Genomic DNA, 25,516 nt, shown 5'->3' with positions numbered 1-25,516 from the left:
ATCTGGTTTAAAAGAATAATATTTTTTCTGTTATTTAAAATGACAATAAAAAGTCTCAGAGAGCTACAAACAGCTCTCTTTTTTATTCTTCGGTTTCATACACCGCAGCAGCGACCTGTACAGGTTCTATACGTAATAGCTTTTTACCAAAACTTCTTAACCACCAAACCAATTGTGATGTAAAGGGCACATGAGCACTAATTTCAACCACATGCTCCTCAAGTATACTAATGGTCTGATCTTTACTGAGCTGACTTTCGTAAAAACTTTGAGCGGTACTTTCTGACATTACCAGTTTCAGCTCAACTGTTTCAGTGGGCTTGTTATAATCTACACGGAAGCCTAAAGCGCCTGACTCGATATAGACATCAATATCAAAATCTACGGGATGTAATGATCTTGAGTTGAGTACTATGGCAGATTTAAAACGATGAAGGGCAAAGGTCTGTACTTCATTTTTATCATGACGGGTACAGATCAGATAAATGATGGCGCCTTTTTGTACCAGTCCTAATGGATTTAAAATATAGGTTTTTTCTTCCGAATGATGCCCACGTGCTCGATAAACACATTCTATCTGTTTATCTTGCAATAACCCTTCATAAATAGCCTGTTGTGCCTGCCGGTCTACTACAGGTGGAATAAGCGGCTGGGTTGCAGGAACAATTCGGACCCGGTTAATCCATTGCCGGACATTGTTTTGGGTAGAAAGGCTGCGCCGGGCCAGATCAAACCATGGGTTCATTTCTTCAATTAAACTTGGCGGCAACAGGTGTTTAAGATGTTCTTCTACCATCATAAAAGTTACAGCCTGAGAGCTGGTCATATGCGGTAAGCTCTGAATAGGCGCATCTGAGCGCCAACGCCAGCCCTGAGGCACGGTTTTATTACTTTCAATCGGGAAGCGTTGCGAAATCTGGTTCAAGTCCCGCTGGATCGTTCTCAAGCTGATATCAATACCTTCACGCTCAAGAATCTCTTGAAGTTCTCGCGTGCCCATCCATTTGCCCGTAGACAGGCGGGAAAGGATTTGCCACTGACGATACAGACTATTAGAGGTTTCTTTTTCTTGTGAGGTCATAATCACTATAAAGCTGGAAAAGTTGAATGAGTTAAAAGAATTAAAGAATACTTGGCAATATCACAATAAAAAAAGTTGCAAGTATTAGCAATAGCTTAACAGAAAAAATACGTACACATATCTCGAAACAAGTTGCTGCATTAATACCATTGAGAAATAACAAGGTTTCAGCAATAAATAAGCTCCAAGATGACAAAAACTGGCATCCAATTTGCTAAAAGTAAAAGATATAACTTAAAGGGATCATCCAATGTTAAAAGATGAATGTGAAACGAGTTTAATGATCGAAAGTTATAACGACACATGTATCGAACATTTTAATAAAAATAAAAAGATTGTAGTAGCTAATAGCGAAGACAAATTCAAACAACAATGTAGTCATAACATGCCTCCAACAGCTTATTTATTTGACCAGCTCAAATCAAAATTTTTTAATGAAATGCTGGATGACCAAAATATTAGCGGTGAAGCATCTAAAAAAATTGAAGAATGGTTATGCATGCGCAGTCTGCCTGAACTTCTAAGTCTACAACAACAGGCAAAAGAATATTTTTTCTACGAGGGAATTACCTTTACCGTTTATGGAGATGCAGAAGGGACAGAACGGACAATTCCTTTTGATTTGATTCCTCGGGTTATTGCCAGACAGCAATGGGATAAAATTGCTCAAGGCTGTGTACAGCGTGCAAAGGCTCTTAATTTATTTTTAGATGATATTTACCATCATCAGCATATTTTAAAAGAGGGTTTGATTCCTGCAGAGCAGATCTTGCAGCATGAAGCTTTCTTACCACAGATGATGAACTGCTCCTTAAAAGGCCAAGTCTATTCTCAGGTCAGCGGTATTGATATCGTACGTGACAGCAGTGGAAGCTTTTTTGTGCTTGAAGATAATCTGCGTACACCTTCGGGCGTATCCTATATGCTGGAAAGCCGAAAAATCAGCAAAAAACTGATGCCTGATCTATGTCGCAGTAAACAGCTTTATGAGATCAGTCACTATCCACTTTTACTTAAAAGCATTTTAGAAGAAAGCGCTGATGTAGATAACCCGCAAATTGTGATTATGACACCTGGCCGTTTCAATAGCGCCTACTATGAACATGCGTTTCTGGCGCGAGAGATGGGTGTACCGCTGGTTACAAACAGGGATCTATATGTTGAAAATAATAAAGTCTATATGAAAACTATTCGGGGCCGTAAGAGAATTGATGTGATCTACCGGCGGATTGATGATGCCTTTCTGGATCCGACGACGTTCCGTTCTGACAGCGCTTTGGGGGTGCCGGGCCTGATGTCTGCATATTTAAGCCAAAACGTTGTACTGGCTAATGCTCCAGGTACAGGAGTAGCAGATGATAAATCTGTCTACCCATACGTTACTCAAATGATTGAATACTATTTGGGTGAAAAAGCTATATTAAATAATGTGCCTACCTATCAGTGCCGTTATTTGCAGGATTTTGAATATGTCATGGATAACATGTCAAAACTGGTTATTAAGGAAGCTCAAGGTTCAGGCGGGTATGGAATGCTGATAGGTCCCCAAGCTTCAGCCAAGGAACTCAGGGAGTTTCGAGAAAAAGTCCGTATACAGCCTCATTTATATATTGCCCAGCCTACTTTAGATCTTTCTGTTTCACCAACCTTAGTGGAAGAAGGGCTTGCGGAACGTCATATTGATCTTCGGCCATTTATTCTTAGTTCACCACAACGTACTGAAATTGTACCGGGTGGGCTAACTCGAGTAGCAATGCAAAAAGGGTCTTTAGTAGTAAATTCCTCACAGGGTGGAGGTATTAAAGACACTTGGGTGGTAGATACATTGCACTCCTGAACAATCGAATCGATAGAGGAAAAGTTAAATGATACTGTTAAGTTCGAATGCTTATAATATTTACTGGTTAGGTCGCTATCTGGCACGAACTCAATACCTATGTGGTCGTGTACCATTTAAAAATGATCAAGAAGCCGTTGAGTTTGCTCATGCTTTTTGTTTACCTGCCTATGATGCCTGTTCACTTAATGAATTGGTTTTTGACCCTGAACAACCCTATTCATTTAGCCAGCAATTTAAAACTGCTAAAGATAATATTCAGGAATTAAGAGGCTTGTTGAGTGCCAAGGCATATGCTGAATTAAATCAGCTGATTCGTCAGGCAAGTTCAAATGCCAGTTATTTATGTGATGTTGTAACAGACTGTACCGAAATTTTTGAATCTGAAGAACAGGATGTATTCCTGTTCTTTATGTTAGGACAAAAAATTGAAATCCTTGATACACAACTGCGTTTCAAGCAGAGTATTCAAGGTACTCTTAATGATCTTGATACTATCGTAATGATGCTACATAGTTTGGGCTGGAAAGCGGTAGAGCTGGCTTGGCAAGAATTAAAAGAACATCCGACACTGATTGCTTTTTATGCATTCAATGACCAATTGCAATATATGTTTGAATTGAGTTAATAAATTAAAGAGGTCAATTAATTAGTCTGAGAAAATCTATCTGAAAAAAATAAGAATGTCCGATTTGGTTACTTTATTTAATGTATTGAATGTTTCACTATACAATTCAAATAGAGAGCTATACATGACAATAGGTTTTTTTAATCAATAAATGCTATCGTTTTGGAAGAAGCTTTTATACAGTAAAGGTGTCGTGTATTAAATGATACAGGCAAAAATATATCAGCTTAACTGTAATGGATAACGATCAAATCATTGTTTTCATAATCAGCTATTTCATGTTGAAAGCAGAAAGGATTTTTTGAAATGACCTATTGTTGTGGACTTCGATTAAAAGATGGGCTGGTGTTTATAAGTGACACGCGAACCAATGCAGGAGTAGATCATATTTCTGTATTCAAAAAATTATTCAGCTTCGGTGTAGAAGGTGAACGTTTCATTGTGATACAGACTTCTGGAAATCTAGCTACTACTCAAGCAGTGATTGGTCACTTAAAAAATCATTTGGCTCTGGACCAGAAACCCCATCTTTATAGTGTCAATACTATGTTCGAAGTGGCAGAGCTAATAGGACACACCTTAAAACGGGTAATTGCAGATGTGACTACTGACCCTGATGAAGAGAGCAACTACTATTGTAATCTACTGGTCGGTGGACAGATTAAAGGTTCGGCAATGCAGCTTTACCATATTTATCCTCAAGGAAACTTCATTTGCGCTACAAGCGATACCCCTTACTTTCAGATAGGGGAAAGTAAATATGGTAAGCCAATTCTGGACCGAGCATTATCTTATGATATGCCACTGGATGAAGCATTTCGTTGCAGTCTGATTTCTTTTGATTCTACCTTACGTTCAAATGTCTCTGTGGGAATGCCACTAGACTCACTCGTTTACCGTAAAGACAGTTTACATATACCATTAGGTAAACGTATTTATAGTGAAGATCCGTATTTCGAACACATCAGCAAGCAATGGTCAGATGCTTTACGCCGAGGTTTACAAAACTTACCTAAACCGACAGATGACTACTGGTTATAAAATTTAAAAATAGTGGCATAATATATTTCAATTCATAAATATAAAGACTACAAAGTGATACAGTTATGTTATGCCAGCAAGACCACTTCACCTTCTGATTATTTACTTATGGATTTAAGAGAAATTCTTTCAGAAGCCCAATCATTTAATGCTCTTAATAGTATTAACGGTGTGCTTTTCTATGCAGATCAGTATTTTTTCCAGTGCTTGGAAGGCGAGCGTGAGCAGGTGCTTGATCTGTTTGAAAGAATTAAAGAAGATCAGCGCCATCAAGAAATTATAGAGTTTGGTGTACATCCAATCAGCGAGCAGAATTTTGATGGATGGGCAATGAAATTTGTACGTCGTAATAGTGAAGTAAGCGAGTTTTTTCAAAAACTTGGTCATTTACATTTTAGTCCGACTAAACTTAACCAGCAGAATCTAAATGATTTTCTGCATATATTGACTAAAGCAAGACAAGAAACCCAAGCCTGAGCTTGGGTTTTTAGTTTATTTAAGTATGCGCTTTGGTCTGTTACTTAGCCGGCAAAGCAGTTCATAGCCAATAGTCCCATTAGCTTCGGCTACTTCATCGACCAGACGCTGTTTGCCCCAGAGCTCTACCTGTGTGCCTAAATTGACAGTCAAACCGCTTACATCCACTGCAATCATGTCCATAGAAACTCTTCCGATGACTGGCGCTGGCTTATTGTTAATTATGACATAATTTGGTTTTATAAAAGCACGTGGATAACCGTCACCATAACCAATAGATACGATAGCAATTTGCATATCTTGAGAGGCCACAAAAGTAGAGCCATAACCTACCGCTTCACCTGGCTGGATCTGATTTAATGCAATGATTGCTGCATCAAATGTCATCACCGGCTTCAAGTCAAGCTCATAAGCAGACTTATCAGCAAAAGGTGAAGCCCCATAAAGCATAATACCGGGACGCACATAATCAAAATTTAGCTCTGGCCATTTGAAAATCGCAGCAGAATTACAACAGGAGGCAAGTACAGGATCACAAGCCTCTTTAACCTGCAAAAATTGAGTTTTTTGTTGTTCATTCAGGGGATGATCAGCATCAGCATTTGCAAAATGCATGGCTAGCACACAGCTAAAGCCTTCAGCCTTTAAGGAGTTAATAATCTCGATAATCTCAGGAACTTTAAAACCTAAGCGGTTCATACCACTATTCAGTTTTACCCAGACTTTCAGATTTTTTGTAATATACTCTTCTTTACGGGCTTTTAACCAATCTAGTTGTGCTGATTGATGTATAACGCATTCAAGACCGTACTGAATAACGCTATCCATTTCCTCTTCAGAAAATATCCCTTCAATTAAGGTAATCGGTTGCTGATAACCTAATTTACGTATTTCCAGCGCCTCTTCTAGACAGGCAACACCAAAGTTATCCGTTGAACTTAAGGCTGCAAGACAGTCTTTGATTCCATGTCCGTAAGCATTGGCTTTAACCATACTAACGATTTTAGCAGTTGGGGCAAGTTGTTTAACACGGTTTAAATTATATTGCAGAGCCTGACTGTCAATATAAACTGTTGCTTGACGCACCCTGGTTACTCCTTGAGGGATTACAAATGCTGAGCTAATACAGTGAGTGCTGTATTAGTGAGTTGAATAGATATATTTAAAGACATCTGTTTAAAGATAATCAATAGCTGATCATATTGGTTATTATTGTATTCCTATCATTTAAAAATAGACATAAATACTAATTAATTTATTAAAGACTAATCACAAGAGTGTTACTTATTTAGTGCTAATTTACATAATATTGAGAGATTACTTGGGTAACAGTCTACTCACATCAGTTTATAGCCATAATATAGCGTGTAATAAAGATATTAGTTTATAGTGAGTATGGATTTATTTTATAAAATAACAGGTTAATCTATTATGTGCACAGTAGGGGAATGATTAAATGCTGATTTAAAGTACAAGCTGATTGTGGTAAGCCTGATAAAGATTTTAAGTCAGAAAAGGTGAGTATAAGTAAATAGTAGCCCATAGAGCAGCGTCTAAAAAATTTTGCAGTTAATTATAATAAGCTCAGCAAATATTTGAGTAGGTTGTGAATTTATAAGAAGAATTAAATAGGTTTATCAAACAGAAAATGCCTAAACTCATTAAAATTGCACAAAAATTGAAAGCTGCACTAGGGCTAGGGTTTAGCATAATAAGTGAAGCTGAATCCTTAACTTATACAGAAATTAAGGATTTTTAAGTATCTATTCCTCATCATCAAACTGATTATAATATTCAGGAGAAAGATTACTAAAACGGGTATATTGGCCTTCAAAAGCTAGACGTACACTGCCAATTGGACCGTTACGTTGCTTTCCAATAATAATTTCAGCCGTGCCCGCTTCTTTAGATTCTTTGTTATATACTTCATCGCGATAAATAAACATAATCAAATCGGCATCTTGTTCAATTGCACCGGATTCGCGTAAGTCTGACATTACCGGACGTTTATTAGGTCTGTTTTCCAAAGAACGGTTAAGCTGTGACAGGGCAATAACCGGGCACTGCATCTCTTTAGCTAAAGCTTTTAAGCTTCGCGAAATTTCGGAAATCTCGCCGACACGGTTATCTCCCATGCCTGGAACTTTCATCAGTTGTAAATAATCGACCATGATACAGCCAAGTTTACCACCATGCTGTTTAGCTATTCGGCGTGCTCGTGCCCGTAATTCCGTTGGAGGCAGGGCAGAGGAGTCATCTATATACAAATGCTTTTCTTGTAACTGTAAAATAGTACCGGTGACTTTAGACCATTCATCCCCATCGAGCTTACCCGAACGTAAATGACCCTGATGCACCTTGCCGTATGATGAAATCAGACGCATAGCAATTGAGTCTGCGGGCATTTCCATAGAAAAAACCAGTGCAGGCAAATTACAGTTAAATAGGACACTTTCGACCAGATTCATGGCAAAAGTAGTTTTACCCATTGAAGGACGAGCTGCAACAATAATCAGATCACCAGACTGCATGCCGTAAGTCTTATTATCAAGCTCAATGAACCCGGTAGATAAACCTGTCAGGCTTCCTTCAAGTTTAGAAAGCTCATCAAGCTTGGTAATTACTTCAGCCGTAACCGTACTAATCGACTTGGGTCCAGAGTCTTTTTTATTGTTATTATGCTGCTCGGCAATAGAAAATATATTGGTTTCTGCTAGATCCAGAATCTCACTGACACTGCGACCTTTAGTGTCATAGGCATTTTGCAGAATTTCAGTGCTGATTTTAATCATGTTGCGTAGAGTCGCAAATTCTTTGATTTTAGTAGCGTAAGTTTCTAGGTTATAAAAACTAGATGGCGAATCTGCCATTAATTGCATTAAATACTCTTCACCGCCTACAGCATCAATCAGATTTTGTTTTAGCAGCCAGTCATTGACCAGTACTGCATCATAAGGCGAATTTTCCTGAGCAAGCTTTTCAATAGCCCTAAAAATATATTTATGGCGAGTAGCATAAAAATCATTTTCTTTTAAAACATCACTAACCTGTTCAAAAGATTCAGCAACAGTCATCAGCGCCGCAAGTACAGCCTGTTCAATCGCTAAATTATGCGGAGGCGTACGAAATTCTTTAAGCTGAGCTGTTTCAGTGGCTTTATTTTCCAGTAGTGTGGGATTAAGGATGGCCTTGGCACTTGCCTGTGACATATAAAGTCCTGATTTTTATAAAACAAAAAATGAAGAGATGACTTTCAATTCAGGTTACTTATCTTAATGCAAAACAGCAGAAAAAAACGCTCGAATCGAAAATTCAATTAAAAAAATAAAACTGTAGAATCAATAAAAAATTTAAGAATAAAAAAAGCATGCCAAAGCATGCTCTTTTTACTGCAGAGAATTACTCGGATACGATAGTAACCAGAACTTCAGCAGTTACGTCATGGTGCAACTGAATAGCGATGTTGAATTCACCAGTGTTGCGAAGTGCGCCGTTTGGAAGGCGAACTTCAGCACGGTCAACTTCAAGACCAGCATTAGTCAGTGCATCAGCGATATCACGAGTACCAATAGAACCGAACAGTTTACCTTCATCACCAGCTTTCGCAGTAATTACAATATTAACTTCATTCAGTTGGTCAGCGCGTGCTTGAGCAGCAGCTAAAATATCAGCTTCTTGTTTCTCAAGTTCAGCACGACGAGCTTCAAAAGCAGAAGTGTTAGCTTCAGTTGCAGCAACAGCTTTACCCTGAGGGATAAGGAAGTTACGGCCATAACCTGCTTTTACAGAAACTTTATCGCCTAGCTTACCTAAGTTTTTAATGCGTTGTAATAAGATAACGTCCACAGATCACCTCACTTATGGTTGTCAGTGTAAGGGATCAAAGCCAAATAACGAGCTTGTTTAATAGCAAGCGCTAATTGACGTTGATAACGAGCCTTAGTACCAGTGATACGGCTAGGAACAATCTTGCCGTTTTCAGTGATGTACTGTTTTAAAGTATCGATATCTTTGTAGTCGATGTACGCAACGTTCTCAGCTGTAAAGCGGCAGAACTTGCGACGACGGTAAAAACGTGCCATTGATGTTCTCCTTAAGCTTCAACAGAATCTTGATTGTGTTGTGCTTCTTCACGTTGAGCTTTACGCGCACGTTTTTCTTCAGCACTTTTAGCCAATAAAGACTCTTCAGTGATTGCGTTTTCACGACGGATGATAACATTACGAATAATTGCGTCGTTATAACGGAATAATTCTTCTAATTCATCAAGAGTCGTTTGACCACATTCAACATTCATTAAAATGTAGTGCGCTTTATGAATTTTATTAATCGGGTAAGCCAGTTGGCGGCGGCCCCAATCTTCTAAACGGTGAATTTGACCATCAGCTTCTTTGATGTGAGTCAGGTAACGTTCTACCATACCCACAACTTGATCGCTTTGGTCTGGGTGTACCAGAAGTACGATTTCGTAGTGACGCATTGTCAGCTCCTTACGGTTTAAACAGCCCCTGAAATATGGTATCAGAAGCAAGGAGTCTCGATTTCTAGTCGAGCCGCATAAATTGCGAAGCGGCAATTATAGGGAAAAACCAAACCAAAGACAAATGCTTTTCAAGAATAGCGCCAGAAAGTGGAAAACCAAGTACATATCATCTACGAGAGTGGCTTACAGACAACCACTCTGTATTGACTAAAAGACAGGGAAATGAGGAGCAGGGGACACTGAAGTAAAACTGAAGCTCAGGCTGACAATCGTAATCAGAGTAACTGAAAATAAGAAGAAACGCTTTGCCCAGAGCTGGTCATTTTCAGCCTTCAGGCCAATCAGACCAATGTAAAACCAGTAAATGCACAGAAGGTTCAAGATAACCAAATACAGCCAGTTGGTATAGCCATAGATGAATAGGGCATTCATGGCAATACTGAATAGGACGATATAAATCAGGGATTCAATCTTGGTGCGTAGAATAGAACGTGCTACAGGTAAAATAGGAATACCTGCATTTTTATAGTCATCAAAACGGTAGATTGCAATTCCCCAGGAATGAGGCATTTGCCAGAATGCATAACCTGCGAAGATGAGTAAGGCGGCCAAGTCAAATTCATTGGTTACTGCTGTATAACCAATCACCGGAGGACTTGCTCCAGAAATACTGCCAATTAGTGTCTGATGAATACTGGTACGTTTGGTCCAGAGACTATAGAAGCCTACATACACCACGAAACCAACCACAGCAAATGCAAAGGCATAAGTGTTCACCCAAAACCATAGTATGCTAAAACCGATTACTCCCAAAACCAGTGCATATAACATGGCAACAGGTACAGAAACAGTTTTTTTTACAAGAGCACGATTTTGAGTGCGTTGCATTTTCTGGTCGATGTCTTGGTCAATGATATTATTGACGACACAACCTGAGGCAACAACAAGCGTTGTACCGATAAGGGTTAAAAAAAGCAAAAGGAAATCTACAGAGCCTTGGGCGGCTAATAAAAAGCCGCCCAAGGTGGTAATGAAATTACCGAAGAGAATTCCTGGTTTGGTCAGGAATAGATACTTTTTCAGCATGACGACCAGTTTAGATCATCATGTTGAAGTGAAGGTAATTCATAATCCATACCGAGCCTACAAGTAAAATTGCAATACATAAGACAGTATAGATAAAAGCAATTACGTTCCAGCGCTGTTCTGAAGAGGCATTCATATGTAAGAAGAATACCAGCTGAACAAGCACCTGTGCAGCAGCAGTAATGGCAATTACAGTAACCAGTAAGCCACGCTCAAATCCACCACTCATCACCATCCCGAATGGGATGATGGTCAGAATTACGGACAGGATAAAGCCGATCGTGTATTGCTTGAAATTACCGTGCGCTGCACCAGCAGAGTTATGATCGTGACTCATTAGAGAACTCCCATTAAGTAAACTACGCTGAATACACAGATCCAAACGATGTCAAGGAAGTGCCAGAACAAGCTTAGGCAAGCCAGACGACGCATATTTGGAAGAGTCAAACCATTTTTCTTGATTTGAATCATCAAAATGATCATCCATACCAGACCTGAAGTTACGTGGATACCGTGCGTACCGACCAGCGTAAAGAACGAGGAAAGGAAAGCACTGGTAGTTGGGCCGTAACCTTCATGAACTAGATGATTGAATTCATATAGTTCCATGCCGATGAACGACGCACCAAAAAGCCATGTAACTGCAAGCCAGGCAATAACCTGACCCACATTTTTCTTGTATGAAGCAAGTACAGCAAAACCAAAGGTTACTGAAGAGATCAGAAGGGCGAAGGTTTCAGTTAAAACAAAACCAAGAGAGTCGCCAAACAGATCTCCTGCACTTGGAGTACCCGGTGGAACATGACTGCTTAATACAGCGAACGCGATGAAGAGTGTACCGAATAAAATCAAGTCACTCATCAAGTAGGTCCAGAAACCAAAGACAGTGATATCAGTATCATCGTGATGATGATGTTCATCATGTCCATGGTTGTCGTGATGAAGTACTTCAGCCATATCCTTAGTCCTTCTTCAAGTGTTTTTCAAGTAAAGCATAACGTTCATCTTCGATACGCTTAACTTCAGCTGCAGGTACATAGTAGTCCACTTTCTTAGTAAATGAACTCACGATGAAGCTAATAATAGCAGCAGCGAAGGTAATGAATACTAACCACCAGATATGCCAGATCAATGCAAAGCCCATAACTGTAATAAACATTGCAATTACAAAGCCGGCAGCACGGTTAGTTGGCATATGGACATCTTCATAACTCGTTGGACGAGCATATGCCACACCATTCTCTTTGTCTGTCCAGAAACGGTCAATACCGTTACCTTCTGGCAGGTGAGCAAAGTTATAAAATGGGGCAGGAGAAGATGTAGACCATTCAAGTGTACGGGCATCCCAAGGGTCGCCAGTCAGGTCCAGATTGTCATTACGCTGTAAGAAACCAACGATAATTTGCATCAGGAAGCAAGCGATACCGATAGCAATCATGACAGCACCGAACATTGCAATAGTTACATACGGATCCCAGTCTGGATTGTCATATGTGTTCAGACGACGAGTCATACCCATGAAACCTAGGATATAAAGTGGCATGAACGCAAAGTAGAAACCAAAGAACCAGAACCAGAATGCAGCTTTACCCCAAGTTTCATTAAGTTTCCAGCCAAACATTTTTGGCCAGTAATAAATGATACCTGCGAACATTGCAAATACAACACCACCAATAATTACGTTATGGAAGTGAGCAATCAGGAACAGGGAGTTGTGAACCAGGAAGTCTGCTGGTGGAACCGCCATCAGTACACCTGTCATACCACCAATACCAAAGGTAACCAGGAAGCCTAGAGTCCATAGCATTGGCGTTGTATAGGTAATGCGGCCCTTGTACATGGTGAACAACCAAGAGAAGATTTTCACACCAGTCGGGATCGCAATAATCATGGTCATGATACCGAAGAACGCGTTAACGTTGGCACCTGCACCCATGGTAAAGAAGTGGTGAACCCATACAACAAAAGACAGTACGGTAATTGCTACAGTTGCATACACCATCGATTTATAGCCGAATAGTGCTTTGCGGCAGAATGTTGCAACAACTTCCGAGTAAATACCAAATGCTGGCAGTACCAAGATGTATACTTCTGGGTGACCCCAAGTCCAAATCAGGTTCACATATAACATTGGGCTACCACCCATGTCATTAGTGAAGAAATGAAAACCGAAATAACGGTCCAGAGAAAGCATTGCGATGGTTGCAGTCAGTACAGGGAAAGCAGCAATAATCAGTACAGAAGTACATAGTGCAGTCCAGGTAAAGATCGGCATATCCATCAGTTTCATGCCAGGTGCACGCATCTTGATAATGGTAACAAAGAAGTTAACACCAGTAAGAAGCGTACCTAGACCAGAAATCTGGAGTGCCCAGATATAGTAATCTACACCTACGCCAGGCGAGTATTCGATACCTGACAGCGGAGGATAAGCCATCCAGCCTGTAGCGGCGAATTCACCAATTGCCAGAGAAGCCATCATCAAGCCAGCTGCGCCCGCGAAGAGCCAGAAGCTTAAAGAGTTAAGCAGTGGGAAAGCAACGTCTCGTGCACCAATTTGTAGAGGTACAGAGATATTCATCAAGCCTACAACTAGACCCATCGCTACGAAGAAAATCATGATCACGCCATGCGCGGTGAAAATCTGGTCGTAGTGCTCCGGATGCAAATAACCTTCACCACCACCTCTAGCGAGGAACTGCTGAAGACGCATCATGATCGCATCGGCAAAGCCACGCAGCAGCATGACGACAGACACGATGATATACATGATACCAATTTTTTTATGGTCTACTGATGTGAACCATTCGTTCCACAGGTAGCCCCATTTTTTGAAATAGGTTAGTCCTACGACAAGCGCCAGACCACCTAGTACCATCAATGCAACTGTAACCAACACGATTGGATCGTGCGGAATTGCATCAAAACCAAGCTTACCAAACATGTCTTATTCCTCTACAGAAGCAGTCGCATGTTCAACATTTGCATGAGATGCACCAGTATGCTCGGCACCCGCTTGCGCTGAGTGGTCTGCACCGTGGTAGTTACTCATGTATTTGTTAATCACTGATTCGAACAATTTAGGCTCAACTGAAGAATAGTAAGTCACAGGATGTGGCTTAGTCGGGTAAGTACCCTCAGCTTCAAGTTTTGCCGCTTCCGCTTTCTCTTCTGGAGTTACAGCACGTGCAACAATCGATTCAATTTGATGTTTTGCCCGATTACCATCACGTAAGGTTGCAAATTCAGCTTGGTCTAGAATACCTTTTTGAATTGCTTCTGGATTTACAGAAGTACCATTACCTGCTTTAACCGCAGCAACCCACTGATCAAACTCTGGTCGAGTGACACTGTATGCCAAGAAACGCATTTGCGAGAAACCGTAACCTGAGTAGTTGGCAGAGAAACCGCGGTATACACCAGTTTCTTCAGCTAATACATTCAGATGAGTCTGCATTCCCGCCATTGCATAGATCTGACCTGCTAACTGCGGAATGAAGAATGAGTTCATTGTAAAGTTAGACGTCAGGCGGAAGCTTACTGGTGTATCTACTGGAAAGCGTAATTCATTTACTGTTGCAATATTCTGCTCTGGATAAATGAACACCCATTTGAACTGTTCTGCAATCACTTGCACGTTCAATGGCGCTTGCTCAGATTCTATAGGACGGTATGGGTCATACTTGTGTGAACCCACCCAAGTCAACCAAGCTAGAATACCAATAATAATAACAGGGATACCCCAAACTACAACTTCAATCGTAGTAGAGTGCGCCCATGTAGGTTTATAGTCTGCATCTTTATTTGACGCGTGATATTTCCAACCAAACCATAAAGCCATGATGATTGATGGAATCACCACAAGCAACATCAGATAGATTGCTGTCATCATCAGGTTACTTTGACCTGCAGCAACTGGACCTTTAGAGTTTAGAAGTACTAGATCACCACCACACCCGGTTAGGAGTACGGCAAGCGTTGATAAAGACAATACAGCTAAAATTGTTTGTCTCATTTTACAACCTCGGTGAAGAGTCCCATTACTAAATAAATATGGGATAGCGATTAAAGTGCCGCATCAGTTAAATAACAGCTTCTGGATTGAAGAAATCATTTTTTACCGGGCACCGCTACGTTGTAGGGCATTATGCCTTATATCAACAAACTAAGCTACACATAAAGTGGCTTTAAATTACTGTAAAGAAAACTGATTTTTTTGGTCGGGATTGGTTTTTTCGTATTAAAAAATCAATATTTTCAAAGTGGTGAAAAATTAAAAGGGTAAATCCATTTACCCCTGTGAATGACTACTTAGTACGTTTAATAACCTTGGTTTTGGCGATCATATCATGTAAGGTTTGTCTTTTTTGTCCTAAAGCAAATAAAGCATCAATAATTGCAATAAAGGGCACTACTGTCAGTGTAAGCAAGATTACCAGGACACTTCTCAATAAAAAAACACGGGTTAAATTTACTTTACCAGAAGTATTAGCGTCTACAATCTGGATATTAGCCAACTTTTTACCAATACTTTGGCCTGTCCGGGCGAGTAACACAGCCTGGATCACAAGCATAATAAGCATATACACCAGCATTGCTTGCCATGCTTCAGCTGGAATAAGTGCAAGAAACTGGTTTTGAAGGTCTATAGCCTTCGTTGTGCTATCTGCAGACTGCATTTGTGTCTGAATGCGTGTGAGCTCAGTCATCTGGGTAGGGGTAAGGAAAAAAGAAGGTATGGCTGCTATAGGCAGCCACAACATGAGATCAATTACTTTTGCCAGTATTCTTGAGCCGATTGAAGCCTGCTGCTCTGCGACCTTAGGTTTATTTTGTACATGAGTTTTCTGGATCACAGGATTATTAAAAACAGGCTGGGCTGGAGAAGACTGGTAGCCTGCCGGCTCATAACTCTGTTTTCCCTGTGTAAGTTCACCTAATGCTTTCCATTCGGTCATACCTTCATGCCAAGCTAAGTCAGTCAACAAAACCTGCTGACTGGCAAGCATCTGATTGACTTGTTCTAGAGTATACGGGCCTGCCTGTTGATTATTTCTAGCCAAATAAATCTGCATAAATTTTGAATCTCGAATACCTGAAATAAATGAAACAAAAAAGAAAAATATACACTCAAACTTTTCTGCATATATTTAAAGACATCATTAAATATCTTTAATTCATCTGCTTTATAACATATTGCTCTAAATAACTAGTCAAATTTGTCTGTAAACAGGGGAATACGCAGATTTTAAAAGTGAAGTAGCTGTAATCTTTTTATATTAAACCACATTGGAGGAACTTGGAAATCTTAAATATGAGATAGCTGAAAGCTTAAATTTGACTAAGCAGAAGCAGCTTAAAGTAGAGTGGGGCAAAACAGATTATAACTAAAAAAGTTAAGCCTGATGGATCAGGAATAATGAGTTTTAAGAATATATTAGTATTTTATATAAGTGCAGCTAAACATCTTGGAGCTTATACAAAATATTTTAAAAATTCATATTTTATCAAATGGATAAGTTAAAGAGAATAGAATCTATAACAAGGCAGGCCAGTGTTTCTGGCAGTAAACGATAAAGATATTTTAATTTCCGGATTTGGACACCAACAGCAGCTTAGAAGCCAAAAAGTCTAATTGCAAAATAAACAGGGATTATAATTACTTAATAATCCCGATTTAATTTAGTTGTTATTAATTAGGCAGCTTAGTTTGCTAGTCTGAAATAGGAATAGCTGACATTTTTATCTTTATAGACATCATAACTTTTTTGTTTAAAGTCAGAAACCCAACTGTTACCGCTATAGCCAGCTATATGACCATATTGATGTTTCTGGGTACGATGAATTATATAAATATCACCTTCTTTAGGATGGTCAAAAGAGGGCTTAATTTCACGATAACCCAGAGAAAGCAGAGTATTTCCCCAGTCTGAAGCTGCAACAGGATGAGACTGTATTTTGGCACCAGCAGATTGCAATGCAACTCGAATACTTTTAGCGCATTTACTGGTACTGGATTGACGAGTAATACTCTTTAATTTATTGGTGAAAGTATCAAGGTCAAAATAATCTGAAACCATACCTCGGACACCATCGAATGGGCCTGAGTGGGGAGTAGAAGACTCTACAATAACCTGTGGCTGAGGCGTAGAATGTAAATAAGACGTATCAGAAAGAGAATAATCGTAAAGCATTTAGAACATAAGATAACTTAAGACGGCAGTATAAATAACACAATTATCTTATAAATAACACGAATGTAATATTTTGAAATATTATTACATTACAGTTAATCAAAGTTTTCTATTTTTAAAGGGAAGAAGCCAAACTAGAAATCTTAATGTAAATTAGATTGAAAATTAACTTTCTAGTATCCTATTGAATCTTGTAAGAATGACTATTTTCTGGATATAAATAAAATTTTTGGTTAAAATGTGAGCTTTTGTGATGAGTTGTTATATAAATTACTTGTTGTTTTAGAGGTGTAAATGTAAACTTCGTCACAGTTAAAGAACTTTTAAGTTTATTGCCCATACTCAATGTATGGGTATTTTTTTTGAAAGTTGAATGAGTAGGTTTAAATTTTAATTTTTAAAGAAAGAACATGATTAAGTAGTCATTTTTATTTGATCTAAACTTTTAATATAGTGAAAATTATGGAAAGAATTCATACAGAACAGTCATTAAGCCTTTACCTGACAGAGTCTTATAAGGGCGTAACTAAGACTAATTTGAACATCCTGCCGGGTAGCCAAGAAGGTTTTTCGCTCAATGAACTGTATGAAAAATCTAAAAAATTCGAGGACGAACTTAAAGCTGAAGAGAATGAAGTAGTAAAGTTCCAAAAGAAAATGATCATTTTAATCTGGGCTTTTTTCATCATCATCGGGCTTCTTGTGACGTTAAGCTATTAGATTAAAAATTATAAATAACTGTAGAAATTCATAACTTTCATTAAAGTAATTTTAAAATATCATCACAGTTTGATTGTCTGTCTCTATAAAGTTGCGTCCAGAAAAAGTAAGCAATTTCTACCTATCTAAATTATTTATTTAATTTTAATAAGACTGCTTAAACTGGTGTTAATTGTAATAAAAAAGGCCCTGTTGGGCCTTTTTTATTACATATATTTAATTAAGACTGTTTAATTTTTTCTTCAGCAAGAAAGAACCAGGTATCCAAAACAGAGTCCGGATTAAGTGAAACCGACTCGATACCCTGTTCCATTAACCATTTCGCCAGATCTGGATGGTCGGAAGGGCCCTGACCACAAATCCCTACATATTTGCCTGCTTTACGACAAGCATGAATAGCCATAGACAATAGGGCTTTAACTGCTGGATCACGTTCATCAAACAGGTGGGAAACAATACCAGAGTCACGGTCCAGACCAAGAGTAAGCTGTGTTAAATCATTAGAACCGATAGAGAAGCCATCAAAATGTTCAAGGAACTGCTCAGCCAAAAGTGCATTGGTTGGTAATTCACACATCATGATTACTTTAAGGCCATTCTCGCCACGTTTAAGTCCATTCTGAGCTAGTAGTTCAATAACGCGTTTTGCTTCAGTAACAGTGCGTACAAATGGAATCATGATCTGGATGTTAGTCAGACCCATTTCATCACGTGCTTTCTTAAGTGCACGGCATTCCAGCTCAAAACAGTCACGGAAGTTGTCAGAAACATAGCGGCTTGCACCACGGAAGCCCAGCATCGGGTTTTCTTCTTCCGGTTCATATAATTTACCACCAATCAGGTTGGCATATTCATTTGACTTGAAGTCGGACATACGGACAATAACAGGCTTGTCTGCAAATGCAGCTGCAAGTGTTGCAATACCTTCGACCAGTTTTTCTATATAGAATTCAACTGGAGAAGAATAGCCTGCTGTGCGTGCCATAACTGCTGCGCGGGTTTCACGTGGCAGACTGTCGATATTAAGCAGGGCTTTAGGGTGCACACCAATCATGCGGTTAATGATGAACTCTAGGCGAGCAAGACCAATTCCTTCATTTGGCATTTGTGCGAAATCAAAGGCACGGTCTGGGTTACCCACATTCATCATAATCTTGAATGGAAGCTTCGGCATAGATTCGATTGAGTTGCGCTGAACTTCAAAGTCGAGTGCACCTTCATAAATGAAGCCAGTATCACCTTCAGCACATGAGACGGTAACTTCCTGACCATCTGCCAATACTTCAGTCGCATTGCCGCAACCTACAATGGCAGGAACACCAAGTTCACGTGCAATAATTGCTGCGTGACAGGTACGCCCACCACGGTTGGTAATAATGGCAGCAGCACGTTTCATGACTGGTTCCCAGTCAGGATCGGTCATATCTGATACCAGAACATCGCCTTCTTGCACTTTGTCCATTTCTTTTATGGAAGTTACAATACGAACTTTACCTGAACCGATACGCTGGCCAATAGAGCGGCCTTCACAGATCACGCTACCACGCTGTTTTAGCAGATAACGTTCCATTGTGCCCACATCTTGACGGCTTTTTACGGTTTCAGGACGTGCCTGAACAATATAAAGCTGGCCATCATCGCCATCTTTTGCCCATTCAATATCCATTGGTGAGCCATAATGCTCTTCAATGATAAGGGCCTGTTTAGCCAGTTCATGTAATTCATGATCATTCAGTGCAAACTGCTGGCGTTCCTGTTTTTCAACATCAACCACAACCACTGACTTACCAGCTGAACCTTCATCACCATAAATCATTTTCTGGTGCTTGGAGCCAAGGTTGCGACGTAAGACCGCATGCTTACCGCCTGTTAATAAAGGTTTAGACAGATAAAATTCATCAGGGTTTACTGCACCCTGAACAACCATTTCGCCTAATCCATAAGAAGCAGTGATAAATACAACATCACGGAAACCAGATTCGGTATCAAGTGTAAACATTACACCTGCAGCACCTGTCTCTGAGCGAACCATACGTTGAATACCAGCAGAGAGCGCAACTAAGCTGTGTTCAAAACCTTGGTGCACACGATAAGCAATGGCGCGATCATTAAAGAGAGAAGCGAAAACTTCCTTGATAGCAATCAGCACATTGTCAATACCACGAATATTCAGGAAGGTTTCCTGCTGGCCTGCAAATGATGCATCTGGTAAATCTTCAGCAGTCGCAGAAGAACGAACGGCAACCGCGATATCAGGGTTGCCGTTTGAGAGAGCTGCAAAAGCTTCACGAACTTCTTTTTCTAATTCTGCAGTAAGTGGAGTGTCAACAATCCATTGACGAATTTTAGCTCCGGTTTCGGCCAGCGCATTAACATCATCAACATTTAATTGAGCAAGTTCAGCTTGAATCTTGGCGTTCAGGCCGCTCTGTTCGAGAAATTCACGATAGGCAGCAGCAGTTGTAGCAAAACCACCAGGTACCGATACACCAGCATTGGATAAATGGCTGATCATTTCACCCAAAGATGAGTTTTTCCCACCCACGAGTTCAACGTCGTGTTTCCCTAGTTTTTCCAGACCGATTACGCGCGCTTCCAAAGTTGTTACTCCACTTTTGCTGTATTAATCACTATCTTGGCATGAAATTATCTTAAAGCGCTTAGGTTTTTGATTTTACTAAGCGACAGTCATGTAAGATCGGTTTACTATAAAGATTATATAGTACTAAGACAAATATTTGAGGAGAATTTTAATGACAGAAGGTAAACAAATTAAGCGGAGTGTGTTTTTTATTTCTGATGGCACTGCGATCACCGCTGAAACCTTAGGTCACTCCTTATTAGCCCAGTTTCCGCATGTTAATTTTGATATACACATCATCCCTTATATTACTACTGAAGAAGCTGCAACCAAAGTCGTCGAAGAAATTAATACCCGTGCAGATCGAGAAGGCGAGCAGCCTTTGGTATTTGATACGCTGGTTGACCCTAATGTGCGTGATATTATTAATACGGCTAATGCAGTAAATCTGGACGTATTTGAGGGCCTTATCAGTAAGCTTTCCGATGTACTTGGCACACCTCCAACGACTTTGGTCGGGCAAACGCATGCTGTAACAGATTCTGAATCTTATAAAGCACGTATTGATGCAGTACATTTTGCCTTAGATAACGATGATGGAGCACGTACCCGTCATTATGATAAAGCTGATCTTATTTTAATTGGAGTTTCCCGTTCAGGGAAAACACCTACTTCAATTTACCTGTCGCTCCAGTTCGGTATCAGGGTAGCAAACTATCCATTGACTGAAGAAGATCTGGACGATAACCGCTTGCCAGCAGTACTTAAAGCGCATAAGCATAAATTATTTGGATTGATGATTGATGCAGAGCGGCTGGTTGCCATCCGTACTGAACGTAAGGCTAATAGCCGCTATGCAAGTTTTAGCCAGTGCCAGATGGAATTACGTGCGGTAGAGGGAATTTATATTTCTGAAGGAATTAAATACCTGAATGTTTCAGAAATGTCGATTGAAGAAATTTCTACCCGTATTTTACAGATGACTGGGCTTAAACGCCGTATTGGATAAATGTGTTACACAGCAGTATGACAGAACTCATACTGCTATTTTGTATAAAGACTTTTAGCTTGTTAAAATGTAAATCATTAAAGTGAGCAGCAATGTTAAAGAAAATTTTACTCGCAAGTCTACTGAGCCTTTCTTTTTCAAGTTACGCACAAACTCTGAGTCAATTTGAAAGCGGATTGCTCAAGCAGTATCAGCAAACTGAGATAAATAGCCGTATAGATGCAGATCAGTATAATCAGCAAATAGCCGAAGCTATACAGAAACAGTTGCTCAGCAATCCTGCAAGCTTTAATTATTCGTTTAAACAGCTGGTTGATGCAGGTAAATTGTCTATTAGTTATAGTCCTGACAAAAAATTAAAATTTTATAGTTTTGATATTTCATCGGGTGGCACCATGCGTGAATTTGAGACTTGGGTACAGATCAATTCAGGAAAGCGTATTATGACCCAGCAAGTACCAACTGCCAGCCTGGTTCAGAATGTCTATCAAACAAACTTTAAAAATATGACTGTCTATTTAGTGCGCGATATCGTCATTGGAAGCAGTCGTGAAGGTGCTTATAGTATTCAGGCGTTGCAACTTTCTCGGCAAAAACTTTGCCCTGTACAGATCTTCGAGACAAAAACTAAAAAGTTAAGTGAAATTACTGTCGAATATGATCGTGCGAATTTCCCTGAAAATCAGCCAGCATTTGAAGATTACCAACAGCTACCGCAGCAATTTATTCGGGTATCAAAAGACCTGAAGTATATTGATATCCGTGTCATTCAGGCATCCGGGAAATTGACTTCACAATATTTGCGCTATGTTAAGGCTGCAACGGCTTACCATTATCAGGGTACAGTGCAGTAAAAATCTTTTGGGTAAAAAAAGAGGCTTTGATTGCCTCTTTTTTATTTATTTTGATTTTAAACATAAGTGGTAATAATTACGTCTATTAGATGTTCGACACCTTCCATACTCTGTATGGAATCGGCATTAATTCTGACCACAGGCCAGGTGATCAGTTTACAGTTATCGCGTTGCAGGGCTATGTAGTAATTATCCGATTTAAAAAACTTTTTATTTTCTGCACCTGTATTTGGTGTCAATTGGCGTCTTAACCAGGTTTCTTTAACTTGGGCCTCAAGATGGCGGATAGCCAGCAGACTTTTAATACGATTATTAAATAAGCGGCGATTTTTGATAATTAACGGATGAGAAATCAGTTTGTGAATATGACTCTGGGTCTTAGGCAAGATAAAATGGGGAGTAATCTGGAAAACTTTAACAAACTGTGCTTTTTGACAGGTATTTTCCAGCTTGCTAACAGTAGCCTGATCGGCACCAATAATTGCAACTTTCAAATCGCTTAAATCATACTGGTCAATATGCTCTGATGGAATAAGCTGGCCACGGAAACTCTCAAAGTCCCTAGCAATATTCTGAAAAATAACCGGTTTATGCGGGTCCTTGGATTTAGTATTCATTTTATGCCTCAATTTTTATTGTTAGGATGCAGCTTTTGGTTCTGAAGTTAATTCATATATCCAAGAAGGAATCCGAGGTAAAGCCTTTTCTGGAAGCTTGTCAGTCATACTCACCATTGCATCAACGGGAATATGAAAAAATTTCCTGTCTCGGTTAATGACATTTTTAGCATGCCAGTTAATGATTTGGAACCATGGATTACGTCGTCCTTGTTGTGTACGTCCGCCGATTCGAGTGAATTTATTCATTGCCTGATACAGGTTATCTTCAGGCAAGCCCAGTTTAACAATATTGTCGCGCATTTTATTGATCAGGGGTAAGTAGGCTAAAATGCCCAGTACTAAACGCGGATCAACGATGCGAGCTGCCATCTGGCCTAGCTGAATCAGATTTTTATGCATTCCCTGCTGCTCCATGACACTGAAACCTACACCTAGATGCCGTGCTTCATCCGCATTGATCAGCTCAAATGCCTGATGACAGACCGGGTCATCTACCGTATCAAGTAAAAATTTACACAAGGCACCATCCAGAGCGACTTCAAGCATTGGGATAACTGCACCAAGAATATAAAAGGGCATATCATCGGCATAGGTATCGAGCCATTCAATAATCAGGCGCAAATTCTTGTTAGGTTTGGGGATATCACTCTCAAGCATTCCCCAGCGTTTCATCAGTGCCATTTCTGCATTTGCATGGCGCTGTTCTTCAGCATGGAAAATGGCATACATTTCACGCAAGGTTGCATTAGGTGCTTTTTTTGACATGGCTGAAAATGCCCGTGCACCCACATGCTCGATCCACATCAGATCAGCCATAAAGTCTTTTAGTTTTGGCCATTGTTCTGCGGTAATTTTTTCCCGACCTGGCGCATTCCAGTCAATATCGGATAAACACCACTGAGTACTTTTGACCTTTTGCAGCATTTTTTCCAGATCGATAGTGGCCATAGCTGTCTTCCTGTATTTTCTATTTTTTAATAGTGTAGGAAGCTGTAACACTAAAAGAGTAGGCAGAAATGCTTAAGCTTGGTGGACAAAAAAGTCAGTGAAGTAAGGTATTGATTGTTGAATAATTTTTTAATTAAATTATTGATAATAAAAGAAAGGCTTGTCATTTTAGGACAAGCCTTATCTTTAAATAGAATCTCATTAGACAGAATGCTTAAGATCTATCAGTAAGCTAAACGTTTCAAGCCGTTTTTGAGTCTCATAAATATCACAGGTAAAAATAAACTCATCAACTTCGTAATCATGCAGCAACTGTTCTAAGCCGGCTTTAACAGTAGCAGGGGAGCCAATCTGGCCCATTGCATAAAAATTACGTACAGAGAGCTGTTCAACTGGTGTCCACAAGCCATCCATACTTTCTACAGGTGGTTTAAGTTTTAGGCTCTGACCACGAATAAGCCCTAGAACACGCTGATAGGCACTGGTAGCCAGATAGTTTGCTTCTTCATCTGTAGGTGCAACTACGACCGGTACGCCCATAGAAACATAAGGTTTTTCAAGATACTCGGAGGGTTCAAAATTTTCTCTATAAAGCTGAATGGCCTGACCAAGCATACGCGGTGCAAAATGAGAAGCAAAAGAGTAGGGTAGCCCGAGCCTTGCTGCCAGCTGTGCACTGAACAGGCTAGAACCTAATAGCCACACAGGTACATGCGTTCCCTGTCCTGGTGTTGCCACAATTCTTTGTCCGGGTTGAGGTTCTTTAAAGTAGTGCAGGATTTCCTGTACATCCTGTGGAAACTGGTCTTCAGTTTCCTGCCGACCACGACGTAGGGCACGCATAGTTACCTGATCTGTGCCTGGAGCACGGCCCAGACCCAATTCAACCCGATCCGGATATAAAGTCGCTAGAGTACCAAACTGTTCAGCAACGACCAGAGGTGCATGGTTAGGCAACATAATTCCACCTGAACCGACGCGTAAATGCTCTGTATTGGCCAAGAGATATCCGAGCAGAACAGCAGTTGCCGAACTGGCAATCCCGTCCATATTATGATGTTCAGCCAACCATAAACGCTCATAGCCTAGCTTTTCAGCATGTTGGGCTAATTCAAGAGAATGTTCGAGGGAGAAGCGAACGGTCTTGTCATCACGGACAGGAACCAATTCCAGAATAGAAAATCGAGTGTTGGCAAGATTAGGCATGATGATTCCAGATTAAGACAGTTACTGAAAAGCATACGACGTTAAACAGGTTTTGTATATCGATAAAAAACGATATAAATACAAAAATAAAAAAAGCATCCGAAGATGCTTAAAGAGATAACTGGGAAATTAATTAGTAACGTTTACCATTTTTATAATGACCCAAATGACGGCCATTATCAGTATAGCGGTTGTTGTTGTAGCGGTAATCATTGTAACGATAACGATTTGAGTTATAACGGCGTTCATCCCGGTCATCATAGCGACGGTCTTCACTTACACGCTGGCCTAATACTGAGCCGCCGGCAGAACCTAGCGCCGCACCAATATAACCACCATTTGTACCGCCCATATTCTTCCCAACGCTATAACCTGCTCCGGCACCCAGGGCACCTCCAATAATTGCGCCATTACGGTCGCGCTTATTACTGGAAACCGCAGCACCTGCACCGCCACCTACAGCTGAGCCAATCATTGCTCCTGTTTGTCCACCCATCTGCTGCCCAATTGCGGCACCTACTACACCGCCTAAAGCGGATGTAATTGCAGTATTGATTGAATTACCTGCATTAGCTGCTGTCATACCCATGGCTGAGGTGGCTACAACAGCGATCATTAGAGTTTTATAGTTCATGAGTACACCTGTAAATATATCTGAATCTGGTTTCTATAGATCAAAATTAATAGCGTAAACCTGACTCAGCATGAAGATAACGTTATGAAATTGTATTTTGCTTATCCTTAATTTATC

General features: G+C 40.0%; 25 protein-coding genes. 7 read left to right on the top strand and 18 right to left on the bottom strand.

Annotated elements, in window-relative coordinates:
* Positions 1-82: 82 nt before the first annotated feature.
* Positions 83-1,081: a helix-turn-helix transcriptional regulator gene (locus B3R63_RS02625; protein ID WP_286728226.1), complete on the bottom strand. Its 999-nt coding sequence runs from the start codon at positions 1,079-1,081 to the stop codon at positions 83-85.
* Positions 1,082-1,331: 250 nt separating this feature from the next.
* Here B3R63_RS02625 and B3R63_RS02620 point away from each other — a divergent pair, with 250 nt between their 5' ends.
* The 4 genes from B3R63_RS02620 to B3R63_RS02605 all read left to right on the top strand — a co-directional run bounded on the left by B3R63_RS02620 (position 1,332) and on the right by B3R63_RS02605 (position 5,064).
* The gene (locus B3R63_RS02620; protein ID WP_286728225.1) at positions 1,332-2,918 is read left to right on the top strand and encodes a circularly permuted type 2 ATP-grasp protein; all 1,587 of its coding nucleotides are present in this window, start codon (positions 1,332-1,334) and stop codon (positions 2,916-2,918) included.
* Positions 2,919-2,946: 28 nt separating this feature from the next.
* Positions 2,947-3,546 (top strand): alpha-E domain-containing protein, encoded by a 600-nt coding sequence (locus B3R63_RS02615; RefSeq protein WP_286728224.1) that lies wholly within the window; start codon positions 2,947-2,949, stop codon positions 3,544-3,546.
* A 306-nt stretch (positions 3,547-3,852) separates the two neighbouring features.
* Positions 3,853-4,587: a proteasome-type protease gene (locus B3R63_RS02610; RefSeq protein WP_005014845.1), complete on the top strand. Its 735-nt coding sequence runs from the start codon at positions 3,853-3,855 to the stop codon at positions 4,585-4,587.
* Between the two features lie 54 nt (positions 4,588-4,641).
* On the top strand, positions 4,642-5,064 hold the full coding sequence (locus tag B3R63_RS02605) for a BLUF domain-containing protein (RefSeq protein ID WP_005404197.1): 423 nt from the start codon (positions 4,642-4,644) through the stop codon (positions 5,062-5,064).
* Between the two features lie 15 nt (positions 5,065-5,079).
* On the opposite strand, the gene alr is transcribed toward B3R63_RS02605, so the two are convergent.
* The 12 genes from alr to B3R63_RS02545 form a co-directional block, all read right to left on the bottom strand.
* Positions 5,080-6,150, bottom strand: a complete 1,071-nt coding sequence (gene alr / locus B3R63_RS02600; protein ID WP_286728223.1) for an alanine racemase — start codon at positions 6,148-6,150, stop codon at positions 5,080-5,082.
* Positions 6,151-6,827: 677 nt separating this feature from the next.
* Positions 6,828-8,273: a replicative DNA helicase gene (dnaB, locus tag B3R63_RS02595; RefSeq protein WP_017401261.1), complete on the bottom strand. Its 1,446-nt coding sequence runs from the start codon at positions 8,271-8,273 to the stop codon at positions 6,828-6,830.
* 190 nt (positions 8,274-8,463) lie between these two features.
* Complete coding sequence (gene rplI, locus B3R63_RS02590; RefSeq protein WP_005014836.1) at positions 8,464-8,910, bottom strand: 50S ribosomal protein L9; 447 nt, start codon at positions 8,908-8,910, stop codon at positions 8,464-8,466.
* A gap of 8 nt (positions 8,911-8,918) precedes the next feature.
* Entirely contained in the window at positions 8,919-9,146 is a 228-nt protein-coding gene (rpsR, locus tag B3R63_RS02585) for a 30S ribosomal protein S18 (protein WP_004928375.1), read from the bottom strand.
* A gap of 11 nt (positions 9,147-9,157) precedes the next feature.
* Positions 9,158-9,544: a 30S ribosomal protein S6 gene (rpsF, locus tag B3R63_RS02580; RefSeq protein WP_005014834.1), complete on the bottom strand. Its 387-nt coding sequence runs from the start codon at positions 9,542-9,544 to the stop codon at positions 9,158-9,160.
* A gap of 210 nt (positions 9,545-9,754) precedes the next feature.
* Positions 9,755-10,633, bottom strand: a complete 879-nt coding sequence (cyoE, locus tag B3R63_RS02575; RefSeq protein ID WP_286728222.1) for a heme o synthase — start codon at positions 10,631-10,633, stop codon at positions 9,755-9,757.
* A 10-nt stretch (positions 10,634-10,643) separates the two neighbouring features.
* Complete coding sequence (cyoD, locus tag B3R63_RS02570; protein WP_005014830.1) at positions 10,644-10,970, bottom strand: cytochrome o ubiquinol oxidase subunit IV; 327 nt, start codon at positions 10,968-10,970, stop codon at positions 10,644-10,646.
* Positions 10,970-11,590, bottom strand: a complete 621-nt coding sequence (gene cyoC / locus B3R63_RS02565; protein WP_005014829.1) for a cytochrome o ubiquinol oxidase subunit III — start codon at positions 11,588-11,590, stop codon at positions 10,970-10,972. The genes cyoD and cyoC overlap by 1 nt, the downstream gene beginning before the upstream one ends.
* Before the next feature lie 4 nt (positions 11,591-11,594).
* Positions 11,595-13,577, bottom strand: a complete 1,983-nt coding sequence (gene cyoB, locus B3R63_RS02560) for a cytochrome o ubiquinol oxidase subunit I (protein ID WP_005014828.1) — start codon at positions 13,575-13,577, stop codon at positions 11,595-11,597.
* Positions 13,578-13,580: 3 nt separating this feature from the next.
* Positions 13,581-14,648, bottom strand: a complete 1,068-nt coding sequence (cyoA, locus tag B3R63_RS02555) for a ubiquinol oxidase subunit II (protein ID WP_005025454.1) — start codon at positions 14,646-14,648, stop codon at positions 13,581-13,583.
* Positions 14,649-14,940: 292 nt separating this feature from the next.
* Positions 14,941-15,708, bottom strand: coding sequence for an RDD family protein (locus B3R63_RS02550; RefSeq protein ID WP_286728221.1), 768 nt, complete (start codon positions 15,706-15,708; stop codon positions 14,941-14,943).
* 630 nt (positions 15,709-16,338) lie between these two features.
* On the bottom strand, positions 16,339-16,827 hold the full coding sequence (locus B3R63_RS02545) for a hypothetical protein (protein WP_075040034.1): 489 nt from the start codon (positions 16,825-16,827) through the stop codon (positions 16,339-16,341).
* A gap of 462 nt (positions 16,828-17,289) precedes the next feature.
* Here B3R63_RS02545 and B3R63_RS02540 point away from each other — a divergent pair, with 462 nt between their 5' ends.
* On the top strand, positions 17,290-17,547 hold the full coding sequence (locus B3R63_RS02540) for a hypothetical protein (RefSeq protein ID WP_034670094.1): 258 nt from the start codon (positions 17,290-17,292) through the stop codon (positions 17,545-17,547).
* Between the two features lie 220 nt (positions 17,548-17,767).
* Here B3R63_RS02540 and ppsA read toward each other — a convergent pair whose 3' ends face one another.
* Positions 17,768-20,146, bottom strand: coding sequence for a phosphoenolpyruvate synthase (ppsA, locus tag B3R63_RS02535; protein ID WP_005405635.1), 2,379 nt, complete (start codon positions 20,144-20,146; stop codon positions 17,768-17,770).
* Between the two features lie 154 nt (positions 20,147-20,300).
* On the opposite strand from ppsA, the gene ppsR reads away from it, so the two are divergent.
* Together ppsR and B3R63_RS02525 are read left to right on the top strand one after the other, a co-directional pair.
* Positions 20,301-21,137: a posphoenolpyruvate synthetase regulatory kinase/phosphorylase PpsR gene (gene ppsR, locus B3R63_RS02530; protein ID WP_005405502.1), complete on the top strand. Its 837-nt coding sequence runs from the start codon at positions 20,301-20,303 to the stop codon at positions 21,135-21,137.
* Between the two features lie 92 nt (positions 21,138-21,229).
* The gene (locus tag B3R63_RS02525) at positions 21,230-21,991 is read left to right on the top strand and encodes a hypothetical protein (protein ID WP_286728219.1); all 762 of its coding nucleotides are present in this window, start codon (positions 21,230-21,232) and stop codon (positions 21,989-21,991) included.
* Between the two features lie 56 nt (positions 21,992-22,047).
* Here B3R63_RS02525 and B3R63_RS02520 read toward each other — a convergent pair whose 3' ends face one another.
* The 4 genes from B3R63_RS02520 to B3R63_RS02505 form a co-directional block, all read right to left on the bottom strand.
* Positions 22,048-22,608: a flavoprotein gene (locus B3R63_RS02520; RefSeq protein ID WP_286728218.1), complete on the bottom strand. Its 561-nt coding sequence runs from the start codon at positions 22,606-22,608 to the stop codon at positions 22,048-22,050.
* Between the two features lie 21 nt (positions 22,609-22,629).
* The gene (locus B3R63_RS02515) at positions 22,630-23,559 is read right to left on the bottom strand and encodes a hypothetical protein (RefSeq protein ID WP_005405529.1); all 930 of its coding nucleotides are present in this window, start codon (positions 23,557-23,559) and stop codon (positions 22,630-22,632) included.
* Between the two features lie 201 nt (positions 23,560-23,760).
* Complete coding sequence (locus tag B3R63_RS02510) at positions 23,761-24,765, bottom strand: LLM class flavin-dependent oxidoreductase (RefSeq protein ID WP_286728217.1); 1,005 nt, start codon at positions 24,763-24,765, stop codon at positions 23,761-23,763.
* 133 nt (positions 24,766-24,898) lie between these two features.
* Positions 24,899-25,399 carry a YMGG-like glycine zipper-containing protein gene (locus B3R63_RS02505; RefSeq protein ID WP_005405612.1) on the bottom strand — a complete coding sequence of 167 codons (501 nt, stop codon included), beginning with the start codon at positions 25,397-25,399 and terminating at the stop codon, positions 24,899-24,901.
* Positions 25,400-25,516 lie beyond the last annotated feature (117 nt).

The organism is Acinetobacter sp. UBA1297 (genome assembly GCF_002307755.1).
In the GTDB taxonomy this organism is placed as follows: Bacteria; Pseudomonadota; Gammaproteobacteria; order Pseudomonadales; family Moraxellaceae; genus Acinetobacter; species Acinetobacter radioresistens.
The sequence above is the reverse complement of the archived record's forward strand: the minus strand, read 5'-3'. Positions and strand labels throughout refer to the sequence as shown.